General features: G+C 62.5%; 13 protein-coding genes and 1 tRNA gene. 9 read left to right on the forward strand and 5 right to left on the reverse strand.

The features are described from left to right. Positions 1 to 4 precede the first annotated feature (4 nt). The 5 genes from GM658_RS18905 (at position 5) to GM658_RS18925 (ending at position 5,619) form a co-directional block, all read left to right on the forward strand. Positions 5 to 1,201, forward strand: a complete 1,197-nt coding sequence (locus GM658_RS18905) for a molybdopterin molybdotransferase MoeA (protein ID WP_155455648.1) — start codon at positions 5 to 7, stop codon at positions 1,199 to 1,201. Between the two features lies 1 nt (position 1,202). Further along, positions 1,203 to 1,457 (forward strand): molybdopterin converting factor subunit 1, encoded by a 255-nt coding sequence (gene moaD, locus GM658_RS18910; protein ID WP_155455610.1) that lies wholly within the window; start codon positions 1,203 to 1,205, stop codon positions 1,455 to 1,457. A gap of 166 nt (positions 1,458 to 1,623) precedes the next feature. Next, positions 1,624 to 2,442, forward strand: a complete 819-nt coding sequence (locus GM658_RS18915) for a phosphate ABC transporter substrate-binding protein (protein WP_155455611.1) — start codon at positions 1,624 to 1,626, stop codon at positions 2,440 to 2,442. Between the two features lie 4 nt (positions 2,443 to 2,446). After that, positions 2,447 to 4,426 carry an EAL domain-containing protein gene (locus tag GM658_RS18920; RefSeq protein WP_155455612.1) on the forward strand — a complete coding sequence of 660 codons (1,980 nt, stop codon included), beginning with the start codon at positions 2,447 to 2,449 and terminating at the stop codon, positions 4,424 to 4,426. After that, positions 4,399 to 5,619, forward strand: a complete 1,221-nt coding sequence (locus GM658_RS18925; protein WP_155455613.1) for a TIGR03862 family flavoprotein — start codon at positions 4,399 to 4,401, stop codon at positions 5,617 to 5,619. Before GM658_RS18920 ends, GM658_RS18925 begins: the two co-directional genes overlap by 28 nt. On the opposite strand, the gene GM658_RS18930 is transcribed toward GM658_RS18925, so the two are convergent. The 5 genes from GM658_RS18930 to hpnC form a co-directional block, all read right to left on the reverse strand. Beyond that, on the reverse strand, positions 5,593 to 6,408 hold the full coding sequence (locus GM658_RS18930) for a head GIN domain-containing protein (RefSeq protein WP_155455614.1): 816 nt from the start codon (positions 6,406 to 6,408) through the stop codon (positions 5,593 to 5,595). The genes GM658_RS18925 and GM658_RS18930 overlap by 27 nt on opposite strands. A gap of 11 nt (positions 6,409 to 6,419) precedes the next feature. Continuing rightward, positions 6,420 to 7,205 carry a DUF1700 domain-containing protein gene (locus GM658_RS18935; protein WP_155455615.1) on the reverse strand — a complete coding sequence of 262 codons (786 nt, stop codon included), beginning with the start codon at positions 7,203 to 7,205 and terminating at the stop codon, positions 6,420 to 6,422. A 139-nt stretch (positions 7,206 to 7,344) separates the two neighbouring features. Then, positions 7,345 to 8,685, reverse strand: a complete 1,341-nt coding sequence (gene hpnE / locus GM658_RS18940; protein ID WP_170298876.1) for a hydroxysqualene dehydroxylase HpnE — start codon at positions 8,683 to 8,685, stop codon at positions 7,345 to 7,347. Continuing rightward, complete coding sequence (hpnD, locus tag GM658_RS18945) at positions 8,678 to 9,511, reverse strand: presqualene diphosphate synthase HpnD (protein ID WP_155455616.1); 834 nt, start codon at positions 9,509 to 9,511, stop codon at positions 8,678 to 8,680. Before hpnD ends, hpnE begins: the two co-directional genes overlap by 8 nt. Positions 9,512 to 9,549: 38 nt before the next feature. Continuing rightward, positions 9,550 to 10,374, reverse strand: a complete 825-nt coding sequence (gene hpnC / locus GM658_RS18950) for a squalene synthase HpnC (protein ID WP_155455617.1) — start codon at positions 10,372 to 10,374, stop codon at positions 9,550 to 9,552. A gap of 163 nt (positions 10,375 to 10,537) precedes the next feature. On the opposite strand from hpnC, the gene GM658_RS18955 reads away from it, so the two are divergent. The 4 genes from GM658_RS18955 (at position 10,538) to tig (ending at position 16,391) form a co-directional block, all read left to right on the forward strand. Continuing rightward, positions 10,538 to 11,611: an efflux RND transporter periplasmic adaptor subunit gene (locus GM658_RS18955; protein WP_371865163.1), complete on the forward strand. Its 1,074-nt coding sequence runs from the start codon at positions 10,538 to 10,540 to the stop codon at positions 11,609 to 11,611. Further along, positions 11,608 to 14,715 (forward strand): efflux RND transporter permease subunit, encoded by a 3,108-nt coding sequence (locus tag GM658_RS18960; RefSeq protein WP_155455618.1) that lies wholly within the window; start codon positions 11,608 to 11,610, stop codon positions 14,713 to 14,715. The genes GM658_RS18955 and GM658_RS18960 overlap by 4 nt, the downstream gene beginning before the upstream one ends. A gap of 217 nt (positions 14,716 to 14,932) precedes the next feature. After that, positions 14,933 to 15,019: transfer RNA gene (locus GM658_RS18965), tRNA-Leu, on the forward strand. 34 nt (positions 15,020 to 15,053) lie between these two features. Continuing rightward, positions 15,054 to 16,391 carry a trigger factor gene (gene tig, locus GM658_RS18970; RefSeq protein ID WP_155455619.1) on the forward strand — a complete coding sequence of 446 codons (1,338 nt, stop codon included), beginning with the start codon at positions 15,054 to 15,056 and terminating at the stop codon, positions 16,389 to 16,391. Positions 16,392 to 16,429 lie beyond the last annotated feature (38 nt).

Raw genomic sequence — 16,429 nt, forward strand, 5'->3', positions numbered from 1 at the left:
GGCCATGCTCGCCGTTCGCGAAGCACTTGATTTCCTGCTCTCCGCCGCCCGCCCTGTAGCGGAGGTCGAGAATATCCCAACCCTGGAAGCCAATGGGCGAGTGCTTGCGCGGGCCGTCGTATCGGGCATGAATGTGCCCGGCCACGACAATACGCAGATGGACGGTTACGCAGTACGTGCGGCCGATTGCGCGAGCGGCGAAGCCACGCTGACAGTGTCGCAGCGCATCCCTGCCGGACATGTCGGCAGTCCTTTGCTGCCCGGTTGCGCCGCGCGCATCTTTACCGGCGCCTTGATTCCGGAAGGGGCAGACGCCGTCGTCATGCAGGAACAGTGCGAAGCTAGCGACGGACTGGTCACCGTCAGGCACGCCCCGAAAGTGGGCGAATGGATCCGCCGCACCGGCGAAGATATCAGCGTCGGCAGCGTGATCCTGGCGGCGGGCACCCGCCTGCGCAGCCAGGAATTGGGCCTGGCCGCTTCCATCGGCATGGCGGAACTGGCTGTGCGGCGCAAGCTGCGCGTCGCCGTATTCTTCACCGGCGACGAACTGGCGATGCCGGGCGAGCCGCTGGCGGCGGGCGCCATCTACAATTCCAACCGCTTCACGCTGCGCGCCTTGCTGGAAAACCTGGGTTGCGAAGTACGCGACTTCGGCATCGTGCCGGATTCGCTTGAGGCGACGCGCAAAGTGCTGCGCCAGGCGGCCGACGGCAATGACCTGATCATCACTTCCGGCGGCGTTTCCGTCGGCGAGGAAGATCACATCAAGCCTGCCGTCGAGGCTGAAGGCAAGCTGAACATGTGGCAGATCGCGGTCAAGCCGGGCAAGCCGCTGGCGTTTGGCGAAGTAGGGCAGGCCTTCTTCCTTGGGCTGCCGGGCAATCCCGTGTCGAGCTTCGTTACTTTCCTGCTGTTCGTGCGGCCTTTCCTCCTGCGCCTGCAGGGCGCTGAAGCGCCTGCCCGCCCGCGCGGCATGCTGGTGCGCGCGGACTTTGCGTGGCCAAAAGCCGACCGCCGTAACGAATTCCTGCGCGTCAGACTGAATGCCAGGGATGGGCTGGATCTGTTCCCGAACCAGGGTTCAGGCGTGCTGACTTCGACAGTGTGGGGCGACGGCCTGCTCGACAATCCTCCCGGCAACCCGATTGCGCCGGGCGACCTGGTGCGCTTCATCCCCTTCAGTGAATTGATGTATTGATATGCTGATTAATCTTAAATATTTTGCCAGCGTGCGCGAATCCCTGGGCGGCGGCGAACAAGCCGCGCTGCCAGCCGGCGTGGAGACCGTCGGCCAGGTGCGCGCCTGGCTGCAGTCGCGCGGCGAGCCGTGGGCCAGCACCCTGGCGCAAGGGCGCGCTTTGCGCATGGCCTGCAACCAGCGCATGTGCGATGCTTCGGCGCCGGTTGCTGACGGCGATGAAATTGCCTTTTTCCCACCTGTGACAGGCGGTTAAGCTTCTGCGGTGCGCGCGCAACATACTGTTGTGTTATGTTGACCACGCGCATCATCACGTTATACTTGAATACATGCGGCCCCAAACCTGCGCCGCATGCTTCCCTCACTGATCCCTCGTCGCCTCTTCCCTGCGGCTTATACCCTTCCTCGCAAGGAGAGTCGCAATGGGTTTTGTCTTCGCCGCCCTTAGCCTGAATGGCACTTCGCCGGGCGCCATGCCGGTCCCGCCGCGCAAGCGTGCGCAAAAACTCCATATCGCAGGTTCCACCACAATGGGACCGCTGCTGAAGGAAATCGCAGCAAAGTATCACTTGCTGCACCCGGAAGTGGCGGTGGACGTCGAGCTGGGCGGTTCGGCGCGCGGCCTGGAAGATGTGCGGGCAGGGCATGCGCACATCGCCATGCTCTCGCGCGCGCTGGCGCCATCCGAGCGCGATTTGTACGGCATTCCGATTGCGCGCGATGGCGTGGGCGTGGTCGTCCACGCAAACAACCCCCTCCGAGAGCTGAACGCTGAACAATTGCAGGCGATCTTCACCGGCCGCGTGCAGGGATGGCAGGAGTTTGGCGGGAAGCGCGATGCCATCTACGCCCTGGGCGGACTGCGCGACGGTGCTTCGAGTGCCCTGTTTGCGCGTTTCCTCAAGCAACCGCTGGATGCATTCAGCTTGAATGCGGCGGTGGAATCGAATATTGAACGGCTGGCGGTGGTGGCGGCATGCGAAAACGCCATCGCTTATGTTTCCGTCGGCTCTGCTGAAAGAGCCATCTCGCAAGGCGTGTCCGTGCGCCTGCTGCCAATCTCCGGCATCGCAGCCAGCAGCGCGAATATCCGCAACGGCAGTTACCCGATCTGCCGCGCCCTGACGCTGGCCAGCAGGGACGCTCCATCCGGAGTGGCGCGCAGTTTCTTCGCGTTCTGCCTGTCCGCCCAAGTGAACGGCATCCTGTCGGCGTTCGACTTTGTCCCTTACCTGGACTGAGGCCATGGATATCCATTTCATCATCTCGGGAATGCTGGCGGCAACTTCTCTGCTGGCAGTCAAATGGGGCCGGGAACGCGACGGCGAGCGGCAAAAGGCAAATGGACAAACGGAAGAACTGCAGCGTGCCAACCGCAGCCTGCGCATGGCTGCACGCTGCCGCTACGGCTTGCTGCATGCCGGCAGCGCTGAAGAAATGATGTCCTCGGTGTGCCGGGCAATATCCGAAGAAGGCGGCTATTCGCTGGCATGGACAGGCTTATCCCCCGCTGGCAGCGGCAAGGACGTGGTAGCAGGCGAAATCCACGGCACCCCGGCAGGGCGCTTTGCTGCGGCGGCCGGCGGCTGGCGCCATGGCTGCAGTTGCGATGGTATTGCGCTTGACGCGATGCGGGAAGCTAAGCCGATCGTCCGGCGCGGCGAGACGGTGGAATTCGGCTACCCGAGCGCGCTTGCGTTGCCCATGTGTGGCGGCGAGGACGATGCTGCACCATCTGGCGTGCTGTGCGTATACTCGATCAACCCCGCTGCTTTCGATGGTGAAGAGGTGGCAGGATTGCAGGAACTCGCCGCCGAACTGGCTCGCGCCCTGAATGGCCTGCGCGAAGCGCGCAAGCGCCGTGCGGCGGACCAGGCACTGGCTTACCAAGCCCATCACGACCCGGCGACAGGGCTGGCCAACCGCGCCCTGTTCAACGACCGTTTGCGCCAGGCGCTGATGGCCGCCGAGCGCAGTGGCCGCAAGGTGGCGGTGCTGGCGTTGACCATGGACCGCTATCGCGGCGTCAAGGCGAGCCTGGGCGTTGATGCATGCAATGCCTTGTTGATGCACGCAGCGAATGCCATGAAGTCCTGCCTGCGCGAGGGCGACACTGTCGCCCACCTGCTCGGCAACGAGTTCGCCATCATCCTGGGCGATATGGCGCAGGACGACGATGTGCTGCCGGTCGCCGCCAAACTGCTCAACGCGATCAAGGATCCAATGCGCTGGAAGGACAATATCGTGTCCAGCACCGCGAGCATCGGCGTCGCACTGATGGACAAGGATGGCTGCGACGCTTCAAGCATGCTGCGCTCGGCCAATTCGGCCATGGCGCACGCGCTGGGTCATGGCGGCAACCGCTTCCGCTTCGTGGCGCCGGAGATGAATGAACGCGTGGCGCGCATGTTTGCGCTGGAAGCCGAATTGCGGCGCGCCCTGGTGCACAATGAATTCGTCCTGCATTACCAGCCGCGCGCTGCGCTGGCTGATGGCGGCCTGGCAGGCGCCGAGGCACTGGTGCGCTGGGATCACCCAACGCGCGGCCTGGTGCCGCCAGGTGACTTTATCCCGCTGGCCGAAAGTAGTGGCCTGATCGTGCCGCTGGGAGCTTGGGTGATTCGTGAAGTCTGCCGCCAGCAGAAAGCCTGGCGCGATGCCGGCCTGCCGATGGTGCCGGTCTCGATCAACCTGTCGCCGCGCCAGTTCCGGGAAGATGGGCTGGCCGAACATATCGAAGTGGCCCTGGAAGAATACGACGTGCCGCCCGCCATGCTCGTATTCGAGATCAGCGAATCGATGGTGAAGGACAATCTCGACGCGGCGGTGGCCAGGCTGAACGAACTGAAAGGCATCGGGGTCCGGCTCTCGCTCGATGATTTCGGCACCGGCCATTCTTCGCTCGCGCGCTTGCGCATGCTGCCGATGGACCAGCTGAAGATCGACCAGTCCTTTGTGCGCCAGTTGGGTAGCGAACAGGCCGACGAAGCAATCTGCCGTTCCATCATCGACGTCGGCCACAATCTCAATATGCAGATCGTGGGCGAGGGCGTGGAGACCTTGCTGCAAAGGGAATGGCTGCGCGCCCACCATTGCGACGAAATCCAGGGCTGCTTCCATGCCCGGGCCATGCCGGCGGATGAATTCGCCCAACTCCTGGCAGCCGATCGCCCGAGATCGAATACAATGCTGCCCCTATGGAAAGCAATCAATTACAAGGGGTAGCGGTCATCGGTGGCGGGCCGGCCGGCCTGATGGCGGCCGAGGTCCTGGCTGCGGCCGGCGTCAGGGTCGATGTCTACGACGCCATGCCTTCGGTCGGCCGCAAGTTCCTGCTGGCTGGGCGCGGGGGCATGAATATCACGCATTCCGAGCCCTATGCTGCCTTTGTCGCGCGCTACGGCAGCCGTGCGGCTGATCTGCGCCCCATGCTGGATGCCTTCAAGCCCGACGATTTGCGGGCCTGGGTGCATGGCTTGGGCATCGATACTTTTGTCGGCACTTCCGGCCGTGTTTTCCCTACGGAGATGAAGGCCGCACCGATGCTGCGCGCCTGGCTGCACCGCCTGCGGGAAAGCGGTGTGCATTTCCACCAGCGCCACCGCTGGCTGGGCTGGGCGGGCGACGGCGCGCTGCGCTTCGAGACGCCGGACGGCGAGCGCACCGTGCGCTGCGCCGCTGTGCTGCTGGCACTGGGTGGTGCAAGCTGGGCGCGCCTGGGTTCTGACGGCGCCTGGCAGCCCTTGCTGGCCGCGCGGGGAGTCGAGCTGGCTCCGCTGGTGCCGGCCAATTGCGGCTTCGACACCGCCTGGAGCGTGCATTTTGCTGAACGTTACGCCGGCCAGCCGCTGACCACCGTAGCGATCGGCGGCCGCAAAGGCCAGCTGGTCGTCACCGCCACCGGCGTCGAAGGCAGCCTGATTTACGCGCTGTCGGCCGGCATCCGCGACCGGATCGCTGCGCACGGCAGCGCGACCATTGCGCTGGACCTGCTGCCCGACTGGCCGCTGGAACGGGTGCGGCAGGAACTGATGCATCCGCGCGGATCGCGCTCAATGTCGAGTTTTTTGCAAAGCCGCCTGCACATCAAGGGCGTCAAGACGGGTTTGCTGCATGAGGTCCTGGACAAGGATGCATTCCACGATCCGCTGCGGGTAGCGGCAGCGCTGAAGGCCTTGCCGATCACCCTGCATCAGCCGCGCCCCATCGATGAGGCGATCAGCAGCGCAGGCGGCGTGCGTTTTGAAGCGCTGCAAGGGACGATGCTGAAAGCGATGCCCGGCGTATTCGTGGCCGGAGAAATGCTGGACTGGGAAGCGCCGACCGGCGGCTATCTGCTGACGGCGTGTTTTGCCAGCGGCCAGGCCGCCGGCAAAGACATCCTGCGCTACCTAGTGAATCCAGCTGACGCCGCCTGAACCGGTGCGGCTGACATTACGGTCTGCGGGGTTGCCGTAAACGTTGATGTCGCCGCTGCCGCGCACAGTCAGGTCCGCCGACTGGCGCGCAAAGACGTCGGAATTGCCTGAGCCTTGCAGCACCACCGTCACCTTGTCGGAAGCGAGGTGCTGGGCGTCCAGTTTGCCGGAGCCGGTCAGTTGGGCGGTCAGTTCCTTGCAGTTGCCGCTCGATTTGATGGCGCCAGTGCCGACCATTTCCAGCTGCACGGTGTCGCCATGTCCGGTATTCAGGTTCAGGCCTCCGCTGCCGTGCAGCCCGGCTTCCACATTCTTGTAGCGGCCATTGAAGGCGAGGTTGCCGGTGCCCTGGAGCTGTACGCTCAGGTGCTCGCCGCTGAAGCCATCGACCGTGCTGTCGCCACTGCCGTTGATCACCAATTCGTTCAGCGAAGGCAGGACCAGCTCAACTTCGATCGGGCGGCGCGGGTGCAGCAGCAAGCCTTTGGAGCCGATGCGCAGGGTCGGGCCATCCTGTTCGGTCGCTATATTGCCAAGCAGGCGCTGCTCGCCACGCACCTTTAACGAGGGCACATCGCCTTGCTTCAGGCGCAAGTCGATGGGTCCCACCAGTTCAACGCTGGAAACCGTCGCATTCACCTGGCGAACTTCGGTGCGGGCGGCGCGTCCCGCCACGCTGGTGGGGTTGGCGGCGCCCTGGGCCCGCAGCATGCTGTAAGAGACGCCGGTCAGCAGAACGGCCAGCAATGCCATGCCAAGGCCGATCTTGAGCAGGGAACGGATATTCATGGCGCTTCCTTTCAATGGCCGCGCAACAGCGAAGCGTTCATCTGGACGTAGCGTTTCAGGCCGATCAGCGAATAGCGCGTGACGACGATGCTGACCAGGGTCAGGAGGATACCCAGCAGGATCAGGCCAATGCCGGCCGCCGTTTGCGTTGCACGCGATTCGCTATCCAGGTCGGAGGTAATGCGCACGCCGCTTTCGGCCATTGCTTCCGCCCCTTCGAGCCATTTTTCGGACCGGCTATCCGCCGCATCCATTTCCTTGCGCAGTCCGGGCGAAGGTTCCTGGAACATCTCGATGCCCTGGTCGCTGATCGAAATCTTGGTTTGCATGCGGGTATCGACTTGTGCGCCTTCCTCGTCGTAGCTGACGAGATGGCGCAGGGGACCGGTCAGCACCAGCTCGTTCGCGCCAGCCAGCCCGGTTGCGGTAATGGCAATGCCGCTGATGTACAGCGCGAAGGCGCTGGCGTAGACGGAAATGAGCAAAGCGGAGAACACCGCGGCCGGCACCACCATGAACAGGTTGAAGATGCCGAGGCCGACGATGGAAACCATCATGCGCGCAAGGTTGGCTGGATTGCGGCTTTGCTCGAATGCGCTGCGGTGCGCGTTGGCGCGCAGGGTCATGGCGATCTTGCGCGGCTCGTCCATGCCGGACGAAATGTCGTCCTCGGTCTGGCCGGCGGCAAGGCCGTCGATGAAGCGCTGCTCATAGTAAGCCATGGTCTTGGCCGCAACGTCGGGCGGCAAGCCGGCAAGGGCTTTCTTCAGTGCGTCGAGGTATTCAGTCTTGCTCATTGGAAACTAAAGGCTCCGTTCTTCTCCATGCTCGCACTGTACCGCCCGCACAGGCGGCCCTCCAGCTGTTTACGACAGACTGCAGAAATGCGGGAGCAGGCGACTGTAGCGCGGGACAGGCGGACCGCCACGCCGGCGCTCACGAGCGCGCGAGGACGCGCGCCGCCTGGGCGCCGCTGCGCACCGCCATTTCGAGCGTGGCGGGATATTCGCCTGTCGTGTAATCGCCCGCCAGCACGAGGCCGGGCAGGCCAGTTTCATTTGCAGGGCGCTGCAGGCCGGGCGTGCAGGCGTAGGTCGCACGCTTCTCGGTAATGACTTTGACCCATGATGGCTTGGCAAGTTCCGGCTGTGCCAGGTCGGCGGCCAATTGCGCTGCGACGGACGCCGCCAGTTCATCCTGCGGCAGTTCCGACGCGGCGCGGGAAGCGCTGATAACAACCGCAAAGAGGCCTTCCTGCCTGTCGTCCAGCTGGCCGCGGTCGAAGACGAACTGGCCCCAGCGTGCATTCGCCGGATCGTCAAGCAAGGCGAGGAAGGGCGCCGGCAGGAGTGTGCCTGGAGCGTATTGCAGGTAGCAGGTGGTGATCGGTTCCTGCTCAAAGCCTGCCAATTGGGCGGCCAGCGCTTCGGTTCCGGGCAGTTGCGACAACAATGCTGCACTGGCAACGGACGATCCGGCCAGTACCACGCCGTCGAATTCTGCCGGCTGTGCACCGCCAACGCCGGCGCCGCTGGCCTCGATGGTCCAGGCGCTGGATTGCTTGCAGACTGCCGTAACCTTGGCGCCCAGGTGGACCGTGTGCCCTCTATCCTTGAGCCAGGCGGCAGCGGCATCCGGGAACAGGGCGGACAGGTCGGCGCGCGGCACCAGCATGTCGGAAGCGGCACGGCTGGCGCCAAGGCTGTCGCGCAGCACCGCCAGGAAAACATTCGCGGAAGCGCGTTCCGGCGGCGTGTTCAACGCTGCCAGGCACAAAGGCCGCCACATCAGCGCCACGATGCGCGGGGTCTGGTCGAAGCGTTCCAGCAGTTCGGCCACGCTGCAATCCTGGTTCAGGTACCAGCCCATCCAGCGCGCTGTGGTGGTGAAGCGGGCCAGGGCCATCTTGTCGGCGCGTTCCAGGCCGACCGCACGCAGCAGGGCAATGGCCACGTGCAGCGGCGCCGGCAAGCGCGGCGCCACAAAGTCCATGCCGCCCGTACCAGGTGCATAACGCATCTGCAGGGGCAAGGTCAGGACGGCGGCAGCGAGGTCGATGCCCACCGCACGCATGAGGCGCAAGGTCTCGGAATAGGCGCCCAGCATGATGTGCTGGCCGTTATCGAGTTCGCGGCCATCGAAGGCGACGCGGCGCGCGCGGCCGCCAAAGGTGCGCGCCGCCTCGAACAAAGTCACTCGATGGCCGGCGCGCACCAGCTCAATGGCGGCGCTGAACCCGGCCCAGCCGCCGCCGGCGACGGCAAAATGCTTAACCACGGACCCAGGTCTTCCACGCCAGCCACAGTTTGCGGATAGGCGTCAGCGAAATGCGCTGCTTGAGGACGTGGTAACCGTCTTCCTCGATTTCGTTCAGCAGGGTGCGATAGATGGCGGCCATGATCAGTCCCGGGCGCTGTGCGCGGCGGTCTTCCTTTGGCAACAGGGCGAACGCTTCGTCATACGCTTTTTGTGCGCGAGCGACCTGGAACTGCATCAGCTTCGAGAAGTTCTCCGACTCGCGTGCGTTTAGCAGGTCCGCTGCGGTCACGTTGAATTGCTGCAGTTCGTTGACCGGCAGGTAGATGCGGCCTTTGCGCGCATCCTCGCCGACGTCGCGGATGATGTTCGTGAGCTGGAAGGCATGCCCCAGCTTCTCGGCATATTGCAAGGTTTCCGGGCGGGTGGCCCCGAAAATCGATGCCGACAGGATGCCTACCACGCTGGCCACGTGCCAGCAGTACTTGGACAAGCCCGCGTAATCGAGGTAGCGTGTCTGGTTCAAGTCCATTTCCATGCCATCGATGATCGCCTGCATATGCTCCTGTTTCAGGTCGTAGACTGCGAGATGGGGCTGCAGGGCCTGGGTGACAGGGTGCGTCTGTTTGCCCTCGTACATCTGGGCGATCTCGTTGCGCCACCAGGCCAGCTTGATGCGCGCCAGCGATTCGTCGGTGCATTCATCGACGGTGTCGTCCACTTCGCGGCAGAACGCGTACATCGCCGTAATGGCGCGGCGCCGTTCCGGCGGCAGGAACAGGAAGCTGTAGTAGAAGCTGGAACCGCTGGCGGCGGCTTTCTGCTGGCAGTATTCGTCGGGGGACATGTTCTTATCGCTTGGGTAATGCTGTCAAAGGCGCTATTTTATAGTGAAGACGGCCGCATTCGAAGCGCGCGCCAGAAAACCTTGAACCAATCGCCTTTTTCGAGTTTTGGACGGCGCAGGAAAACGTCGTATTCCACTTCTTCGATCGCCTCGAGAATGCGCAGCCCGCCCTGGACGACCATGCGCAGTTCAAGGCCAATGCGGCCTTTCAGGCGGCAGGCCAGCGGCGCGCCTTCCAGCATCAATGCGCGCGCGCGGTCGACCTGGAACTTCATCATGGCGCGCCATTTGGCCCGGTTATCGGGCCGTGCCAGGTGGGCTGGCGACAAGGCATAGCGCGCCAGGTCTTCCATCGGGAGGTAAATGCGCTCCTTATGTTCGTCGATTGCCACATCCTGCAGGAAGTTGATGATCTGGAGGGCGGAACAAATGGCATCGGACTGGCGGATATTCTGTTCGTCGGCCGCGCCGTACAGGTGGAGCATCAGCAGGCCGACAGGGTTGGCGGAGCGGGCGCAGTAATCGAGCAGGGTGGCGTAATCCTGGTAGCGGGTGACTGTCACGTCCTGCTTGAAAGCGGATAGAAGGTCGTAAAAGGGGCGCATCGGCAAGTGGTGGTGCTCGATCGCGCCGGCCAGGCGCTCGAACATCGGCTCGTGGCCACCCTCGGCGCGCTCGATGCGGCCCAGGGCTTCTTCATAGGCGGCAAGCCCCGCCAGGCGCTGTTCTGGCGTGGCATCGCCCTCGTCGGCGATATCGTCGGCGCTGCGGGCAAAGGCGTAAATCGCTTCCACCGCCGGGCGCAAGCGGCGCGGCATCAGGATGGAAGCGACAGGGAAATTCTCGTAATGGTCAACGGACATAGAGGTGCTGTTCTAAATTAATGACGCGAAAGTCATTTGCAAGTACGGTTGACCCGGCTATAATTTTTTACTAAACGGAAAGTCAGTTAGTTCCGGAATGCAAATAATAATGGCAAAGATGCACTCCCGGCAATTGCCAGAGACACTTAAAAGGAATTCCATCGTGTTCGTAGCGAAAAAACTACCCGTGGTTGCAGCTTGCGCCTTGCTGCTTGCCGCCTGTTCCAAAGAAGCTCCCAAGACCGAAGATGTCCGCCCTGTGCGTGCCATGGTGCTGCAGAGCTCGGACATTGATGTGAATGCCGAATTCTCGGGCGAAGTGCGGGCGCGTGTCGAGTCCCGCCTCGGTTTCCGCGTTGGCGGCAAGATCGTTTCCCGCAAGGTGGATGTCGGCTCCGTCGTCAAGCGCGGACAGGTGCTGATGGACCTCGACCCGCAAGACCTCAAGCTTTCGCAGGCCCAGGCGCTCGCCGCCTTGCGCGCCGCGGAGACCAACCGCGACCTGGCCAGCGCCGAATTGAAGCGCTACCAGGAACTGCGCGAGAAGAATTTCGTCAGCCAGGCCATCCTCGATGCAAAACTGTCGGCCGCCAAATCGGCCCAGGCGCAAGTGGATTCGGCGCAGGCCGCCTACCGCGGCATGGCCAACCAGGCCGGTTACGCCAACCTCGAATCGGATATCGATGGCGTGGTGACCTCAGTGGATGCGGAAGTGGGCCAGGTGGTCGCGCCGGGCACGCCCGTGGTGCGCGTCGCCAAGTCCGACGAGAAGGAAATCGTGTTCGGCGTGCCGGAAGATAAGGTCGACACCTTGCGCGCCATTCCCGACGTGCACGTGCGCCTGTGGGCCAGCCCGGACAAGTCGGTACCTGGCAAGATCCGCGAAATCTCGCCGGTGGCCGATCCGTCGACGCGAACCTATGCGTTCCGCGTATCGATCCCTGCCAGCATGTCCGAGGCCAAGCTGGGCATGACTGCGCTGGTGGCTTTTGCCTCGCGCACGCCGCAACCGCAAATCAAGGTGCCGTTGACGGCGCTATTCCATGAGAAAGCGGCGACCTCTGTCTGGGTCGTTGAAAACGGCGCGGTGCGTCTGGTGCCTGTCACCGTGAGCGGGGTGTCGGGGAATGACATTGTGCTGGGCAGCGGCGTCAAGCCGGGCCAGACCGTGGTGACCGCCGGCGTCAACCTGCTCAAGCCGGGCCAGAAAGTGACCATCCTCGGAGCCGCCAAATGAAGGGCTTCAACCTTTCGCGCTGGGCGCTGGAGCACATTCCGCTCACGCGCTACCTGATTGCGGTGCTGTTGCTGGGCGGCCTGCTGGCGTACAAGAACCTGGGGCAGGACGAAGATCCACCATTTACCTTCCGTTCGATGGTGGTGCAGGCCTTCTGGCCGGGCGCGACGTCGCTGCAGATGGCCGAGCAGGTCACGGACAAGCTTGAAAAGAAGCTGCAGGAAACCCCGTTTGTGCATGAAATCACCAGCTATTCGAAACCTGGCCAGACGCTGATCATCCTGAGCTTGCGGGAATCCACGCCGCCAAAAGAGGTGGCGCAAGCCTGGTACCAGGTGCGCAAGAAAATCGGGGATATCCGTTCGACGCTGCCGGCAGGGGTACAGGGGCCGGTGTTCAATGACGAATTCGGCGATACCTACGGCTCGATTTTCGCGCTGTCCGGCGACGGCTTTACCTACGCGGAGCTGAAAGACTACGCTGACCTGGTGCGCCAGGAGCTGCTCGGCGTGAAAAAGGTGTCCAAGGTCGAACTGTTCGGGGTACAGGACGAGAAGATCAACATCGAGTTCTCGCATAAGAAATTTGCCCAGTTGGGCCTGACCGTCGAGCAGATCGCCAACCAGATCGCGACCCAGAACGTGGTCGAGGCGACCGGTGTCGTCGTCACGCCCACCGATAACCTGCAGGTGCGCGTTTCCGGCGCGCTGCGCACGGTGAAGGATCTGGAAGAGCTTGAGCTTCGCGCCAATAACACGACCTTCCGCCTTGGCGATTTTGCGCAGATCAAGCGCGAATACCAGGATCCGCCGCGCGACAAGATGCGCTTCAACGGCAAGGAAGTCATCGGCCTTGGCGTGTCGATGGAGAAGGGCGGCAACATCATCCAGATGGGCAAGGACCTGGAGAAGACCGTCAACGCCATGAAGGGCAAGCTGCCGGTCGGCATCGAGCTTGAGCGTGTGTCGGACCAGCCGGCTGCGGTGACGGCCTCCGTCGGCGAGTTCCTGCACACCCTGATCGAAGCGGTGCTGATCGTGCTGGCAGTGAGCTTTGTATCACTCGGCCTGCACACTAAGCCGAAGCTGAGCCTTGATGCGCGGCCAGGCCTGGTGGTGGCGCTGACCATTCCGCTGGTGCTGGCGGTGACCTTCCTGTTCATGCGCATATTCGACATCGACCTGCACAAGATCTCGCTCGGCGCGCTGATCATCGCGCTCGGCCTGCTGGTGGACGACGCGATTATTGCGGTCGAAATGATGGTGCGGAAGATGGAGGAGGGCCATTCGCGGCTGGAAGCCGCAACCTTCGCCTACACATCGACTGCCTTGCCGATGTTGACCGGCACCCTGATTACGGTTGCGGGCTTCCTGCCGATCGGCCTTGCCGCATCGGCAGCGGGCGAGTACACCTTCTCGCTGTTCTCGGTGAATGCGATTGCGCTGGTAACGTCGTGGATTGTCGCCGTGGTGTTCACGCCTTACATCGGCTTCATCCTGCTGAAGGTCAAGCCGCACTCGGAGGGCGGTGGCCATCATGAATTGTTCGATACGCCCGGTTTCCGCAAATTCCGTGCCGTCGTGAACTGGTGTGTGGAATACCGCAAGACGACGATTGCCGCGACACTGGTGATCTTTGCCCTTGGCGTGTACGGCTTCAATTTCATCGAAAAACAATTCTTCCCTGACTCCAGCCGCCCCGAATTGATGGTCGAGATGTGGTCGCCGGAGGGCACCGCTTTCTCGCAGACCGAAGCCCAGGCGAAGAAATTCGAGGAGTTCATCTGCAAGGAACCCGGCGTCGCAAGCGTGACGACCTACGTCGGCACCGGCAGCCCGCGCTTCTACCTGCCGCTGAACCAGATCTTCCCGCAGACGAACGTATCGCAGACGGTGGTGCTGGCGAAAGACCTGCATTCGCGCGAAGCGTTGCGCAAGAAGATCAGCAATGTCTTCAAGACCGACTTCCCGGAAGTGCGCGGCCGCGTGCAGCTGCTGCCGAATGGCCCGCCGGTGCCGTACCCGGTGCAGTTCCGCGTGACCGGCACTGAGGTGGATGGTGTGCGTGCGATTGCCGACCAGGTGAAGGACATCATGCGCGCCAATCCGAATGCGGTGGGCGTCAACGATAACTGGAACGAATCGATCAAGGTGCTGCGCCTGGACCTGGACCAGGACAAGATGCGTGCACTTGGCGTGACTTCGCAAACCGTGATGCGGGCGGCGAATACCATCCTTTCCGGTACGCCGATTGGCCAGTTCCGCGAGGGTATCCGCCTGATCGACATCCAGGTGCGCCAGCCGCTCGACGAGCGCAATACCATCGCAGTGCTGAACGATACCTATATTCCAACCAATAGCGGGCGCTCGGTGCCGATTTCGCAACTGGCGCGTGTCCACTTTGTCTGGGAGCCGGGCGTAGTCTGGCGCGAGGGCAGGGAATGGGCGATCACCGTGCAGTCGGACGTGGTGGAAGGTGTGCAGGGGCCAACCGTATCGGGCCAGATCAATCCGAAGCTGGATGCGCTGCGCGCCAAGCTGCCGCCAGGCTATGAGATCAAGGTGAAGGGCGCCGCGTCCGACAGCAGCGCGGCGGAAGAATCGATTGCCGCCAACTTGCCGCTGGCCGTGTTCATCATCTTTACCTTGCTGATGCTGCAGCTGCACAGCTTCTCGCGCGCGCTGCTGGTGTTCCTGACTGGCCCGCTGGGCGTGGCGGGGGCGGCGATGGCGCTGCTGGTGATGGGGCGTCCGCTGGGATTTGTGGCGAACCTGGGGATTATCGCGTTGTTCGGGATGATTATCCGGAACTCGGTGATCCTGGTGGACCAGATCGAGCAGGATATCAAGGCGGGCGTGCCGGCGTGGGATGCGATTGTGGAGTCGGCTGTGCGGCGCTGCCGACCGATCATTCTTACGGCTGCCGCAGCTGCCTTGGCGATGATTCCGCTGTCCCGGTCCGTGTTCTGGGGGCCGATGGCGGTGGCGATTATGGGCGGGCTGATCCTGGCGACGGCGCTGACGTTGTTGTTCTTGCCAGCTTTGTATGCGGCGTGGTTCCGCGTGCCTAAACCCGGCAAATCCGGGTCAGACCCAAGGGTCTGACCCTTCCACTGCAGGCTGCGCAGACTGGGTATGACGGGACGGCCATCCGGCTTGGGTCAGACCCAGGTTTGCCGGGTTTTGCCCAAATGTTGCGCATAACGCAAAAAACCACTACCGCACTCCAGAAACACCGTATAGAATGCCGGGTTGAAGTTGAAAGCCCCGGGCGACCCCGTTTTCACTGTAAGGTCGCCCTTTGCTTTTGTGCAAATATGCCGCGAGGATGGCGAAATTGGTAGACGCACCAGGTTTAGGTCCTGACGCCAGCAATGGTGTGGGGGTTCGAGTCCCCCTCCTCGCACCATAAGTACACTTATTTTTATTGGACGATTTTTACAATGGCCACTGCAGTTGAAACCCTGGGCAAACTCGAACGCCGCATGACGATTTCCTTCCCACTGTCGGACGTGCGCTCCGAAGTGGAAAAGCGCCTGAAAGTACAGGCTCGCTCCGCACGTGCTCCTGGCTTCCGCCCAGGCAAAGTGCCAATGAAGATGGTTGCCGCACAATACGGCTACCAGATCGAGACCGAAGTGCTGAACGACAAAGTCGGCCGCGCTTTCAACGATGCCGCCAACGAAAACCAGCTGCGCGTAGCCGGCTTCCCGCGCATCGAACCAAAGAACGACGCGCCTGAAGGCCAACTGTCTTTCGACGCAACCTTCGAAGTGTACCCGGAAGTCACCATCGGCGACCTGACCAAGGTTGAGATCGAAACCGTCAAGTCCACCGTGACCGACGTAGAAATCGACAAGACCATCGACATCCTGCGCAAGCAGCGCGTGCACTTCCACGTGAAGGGCGAAAAGGGCGAGCACGGCGACGGCGGCGAAGCTATCGCTGCAAACGGCGACCGCGTGACCGTGGACTTCGTCGGTTCCATCGACGGCGTTGAGTTCCCGGGCGGTAAAGCCGAAGGCTACCCGTTCGTGCTGGGCGAAGGCCGCATGCTGCCGGAATTCGAAGCCGCCACCGTCGGCCTGAAAGTGGGCGAGTCCAAGACCTTCCCGCTGTCCTTCCCTGAGGACTACCATGGCAAGGACGTAGCCGGCAAGACCGCTTCGTTCACCATCACCCTGAAGAACCTGGAATGGGCGCACCTGCCGGAAGTTGATGCTGAATTCGCCAAATCCCTGGGCGTGGCTGACGGCGACATCGCCAAAATGCGCGAAGACATCAAGGTCAACCTGGAGCGCGAAGTTGCTGGCCGTGTAAAAGCTCGCAACAAAGAAGCCGTGATGGAAACCCTGGTGAAGACCGCCGAACTGGAAGTTCCACAGTCGCTGATCGCACAAGACACCGAACGCCTGGCTGAAATGACCCGCCAGGACATGGCCCAGCGCGGCATGAACGTAAAAGATGTACCATTCCCTCCAGAGCTGTTCAAGGACAAAGCCGAGCGCCGCGTACGCCTGGGCCTGATCCTGTCGAAGCTGGTGGGCGACCAGAACCTGGCTGCTACCCCGGACCAGGTGAAGGCACAGATCGAAGATTTCGCACAAAGCTACGAAGATCCACGCGAAGTGCTGAAGTACTACTACTCCGATCGCCGCCGCTTGGCTGAAGTCGAAGCTCTTGTATTGGAAGAAAACGTCGTTACTTACGTCCTGGGCCTGTGCAAGAACGTCTCGAAAGAAATTCCTTTCGACGAACTCATGGGAAGCGTACAAGCGTAATAGCTTGACAATATTCGACGCCGGCCCCGAGCCGGCGT

Source organism: Massilia eburnea (assembly GCF_009720745.1).
GTDB lineage: Bacteria > Pseudomonadota > Gammaproteobacteria > Burkholderiales > Burkholderiaceae_D > Rugamonas > Rugamonas eburnea.

Excerpts from the sequence above, each read along its gene's own strand:
- hpnC (WP_155455617.1), bottom strand. The coding sequence starts at position 10,374 with ATGTCCGTTGACCATTACGAGAATTTCCCTGTCGCTTCCATCCTGATG.
- tig (WP_155455619.1), top strand. The coding sequence starts at position 15,054 with ATGGCCACTGCAGTTGAAACCCTGGGCAAACTCGAACGCCGCATGACG.
- GM658_RS18905 (WP_155455648.1), top strand. The coding sequence starts at position 5 with ATGCTCGCCGTTCGCGAAGCACTTGATTTCCTGCTCTCCGCCGCCCGC.
- GM658_RS18930 (WP_155455614.1), bottom strand. The coding sequence starts at position 6,408 with ATGAATATCCGTTCCCTGCTCAAGATCGGCCTTGGCATGGCATTGCTG.
- GM658_RS18915 (WP_155455611.1), top strand. The coding sequence starts at position 1,624 with ATGGGTTTTGTCTTCGCCGCCCTTAGCCTGAATGGCACTTCGCCGGGC.
- GM658_RS18925 (WP_155455613.1), top strand. The coding sequence starts at position 4,399 with ATGGAAAGCAATCAATTACAAGGGGTAGCGGTCATCGGTGGCGGGCCG.
- GM658_RS18960 (WP_155455618.1), top strand. The coding sequence starts at position 11,608 with ATGAAGGGCTTCAACCTTTCGCGCTGGGCGCTGGAGCACATTCCGCTC.
- hpnD (WP_155455616.1), bottom strand. The coding sequence starts at position 9,511 with ATGTCCCCCGACGAATACTGCCAGCAGAAAGCCGCCGCCAGCGGTTCC.
- GM658_RS18920 (WP_155455612.1), top strand. The coding sequence starts at position 2,447 with ATGGATATCCATTTCATCATCTCGGGAATGCTGGCGGCAACTTCTCTG.
- GM658_RS18935 (WP_155455615.1), bottom strand. The coding sequence starts at position 7,205 with ATGAGCAAGACTGAATACCTCGACGCACTGAAGAAAGCCCTTGCCGGC.
- moaD (WP_155455610.1), top strand. The coding sequence starts at position 1,203 with ATGCTGATTAATCTTAAATATTTTGCCAGCGTGCGCGAATCCCTGGGC.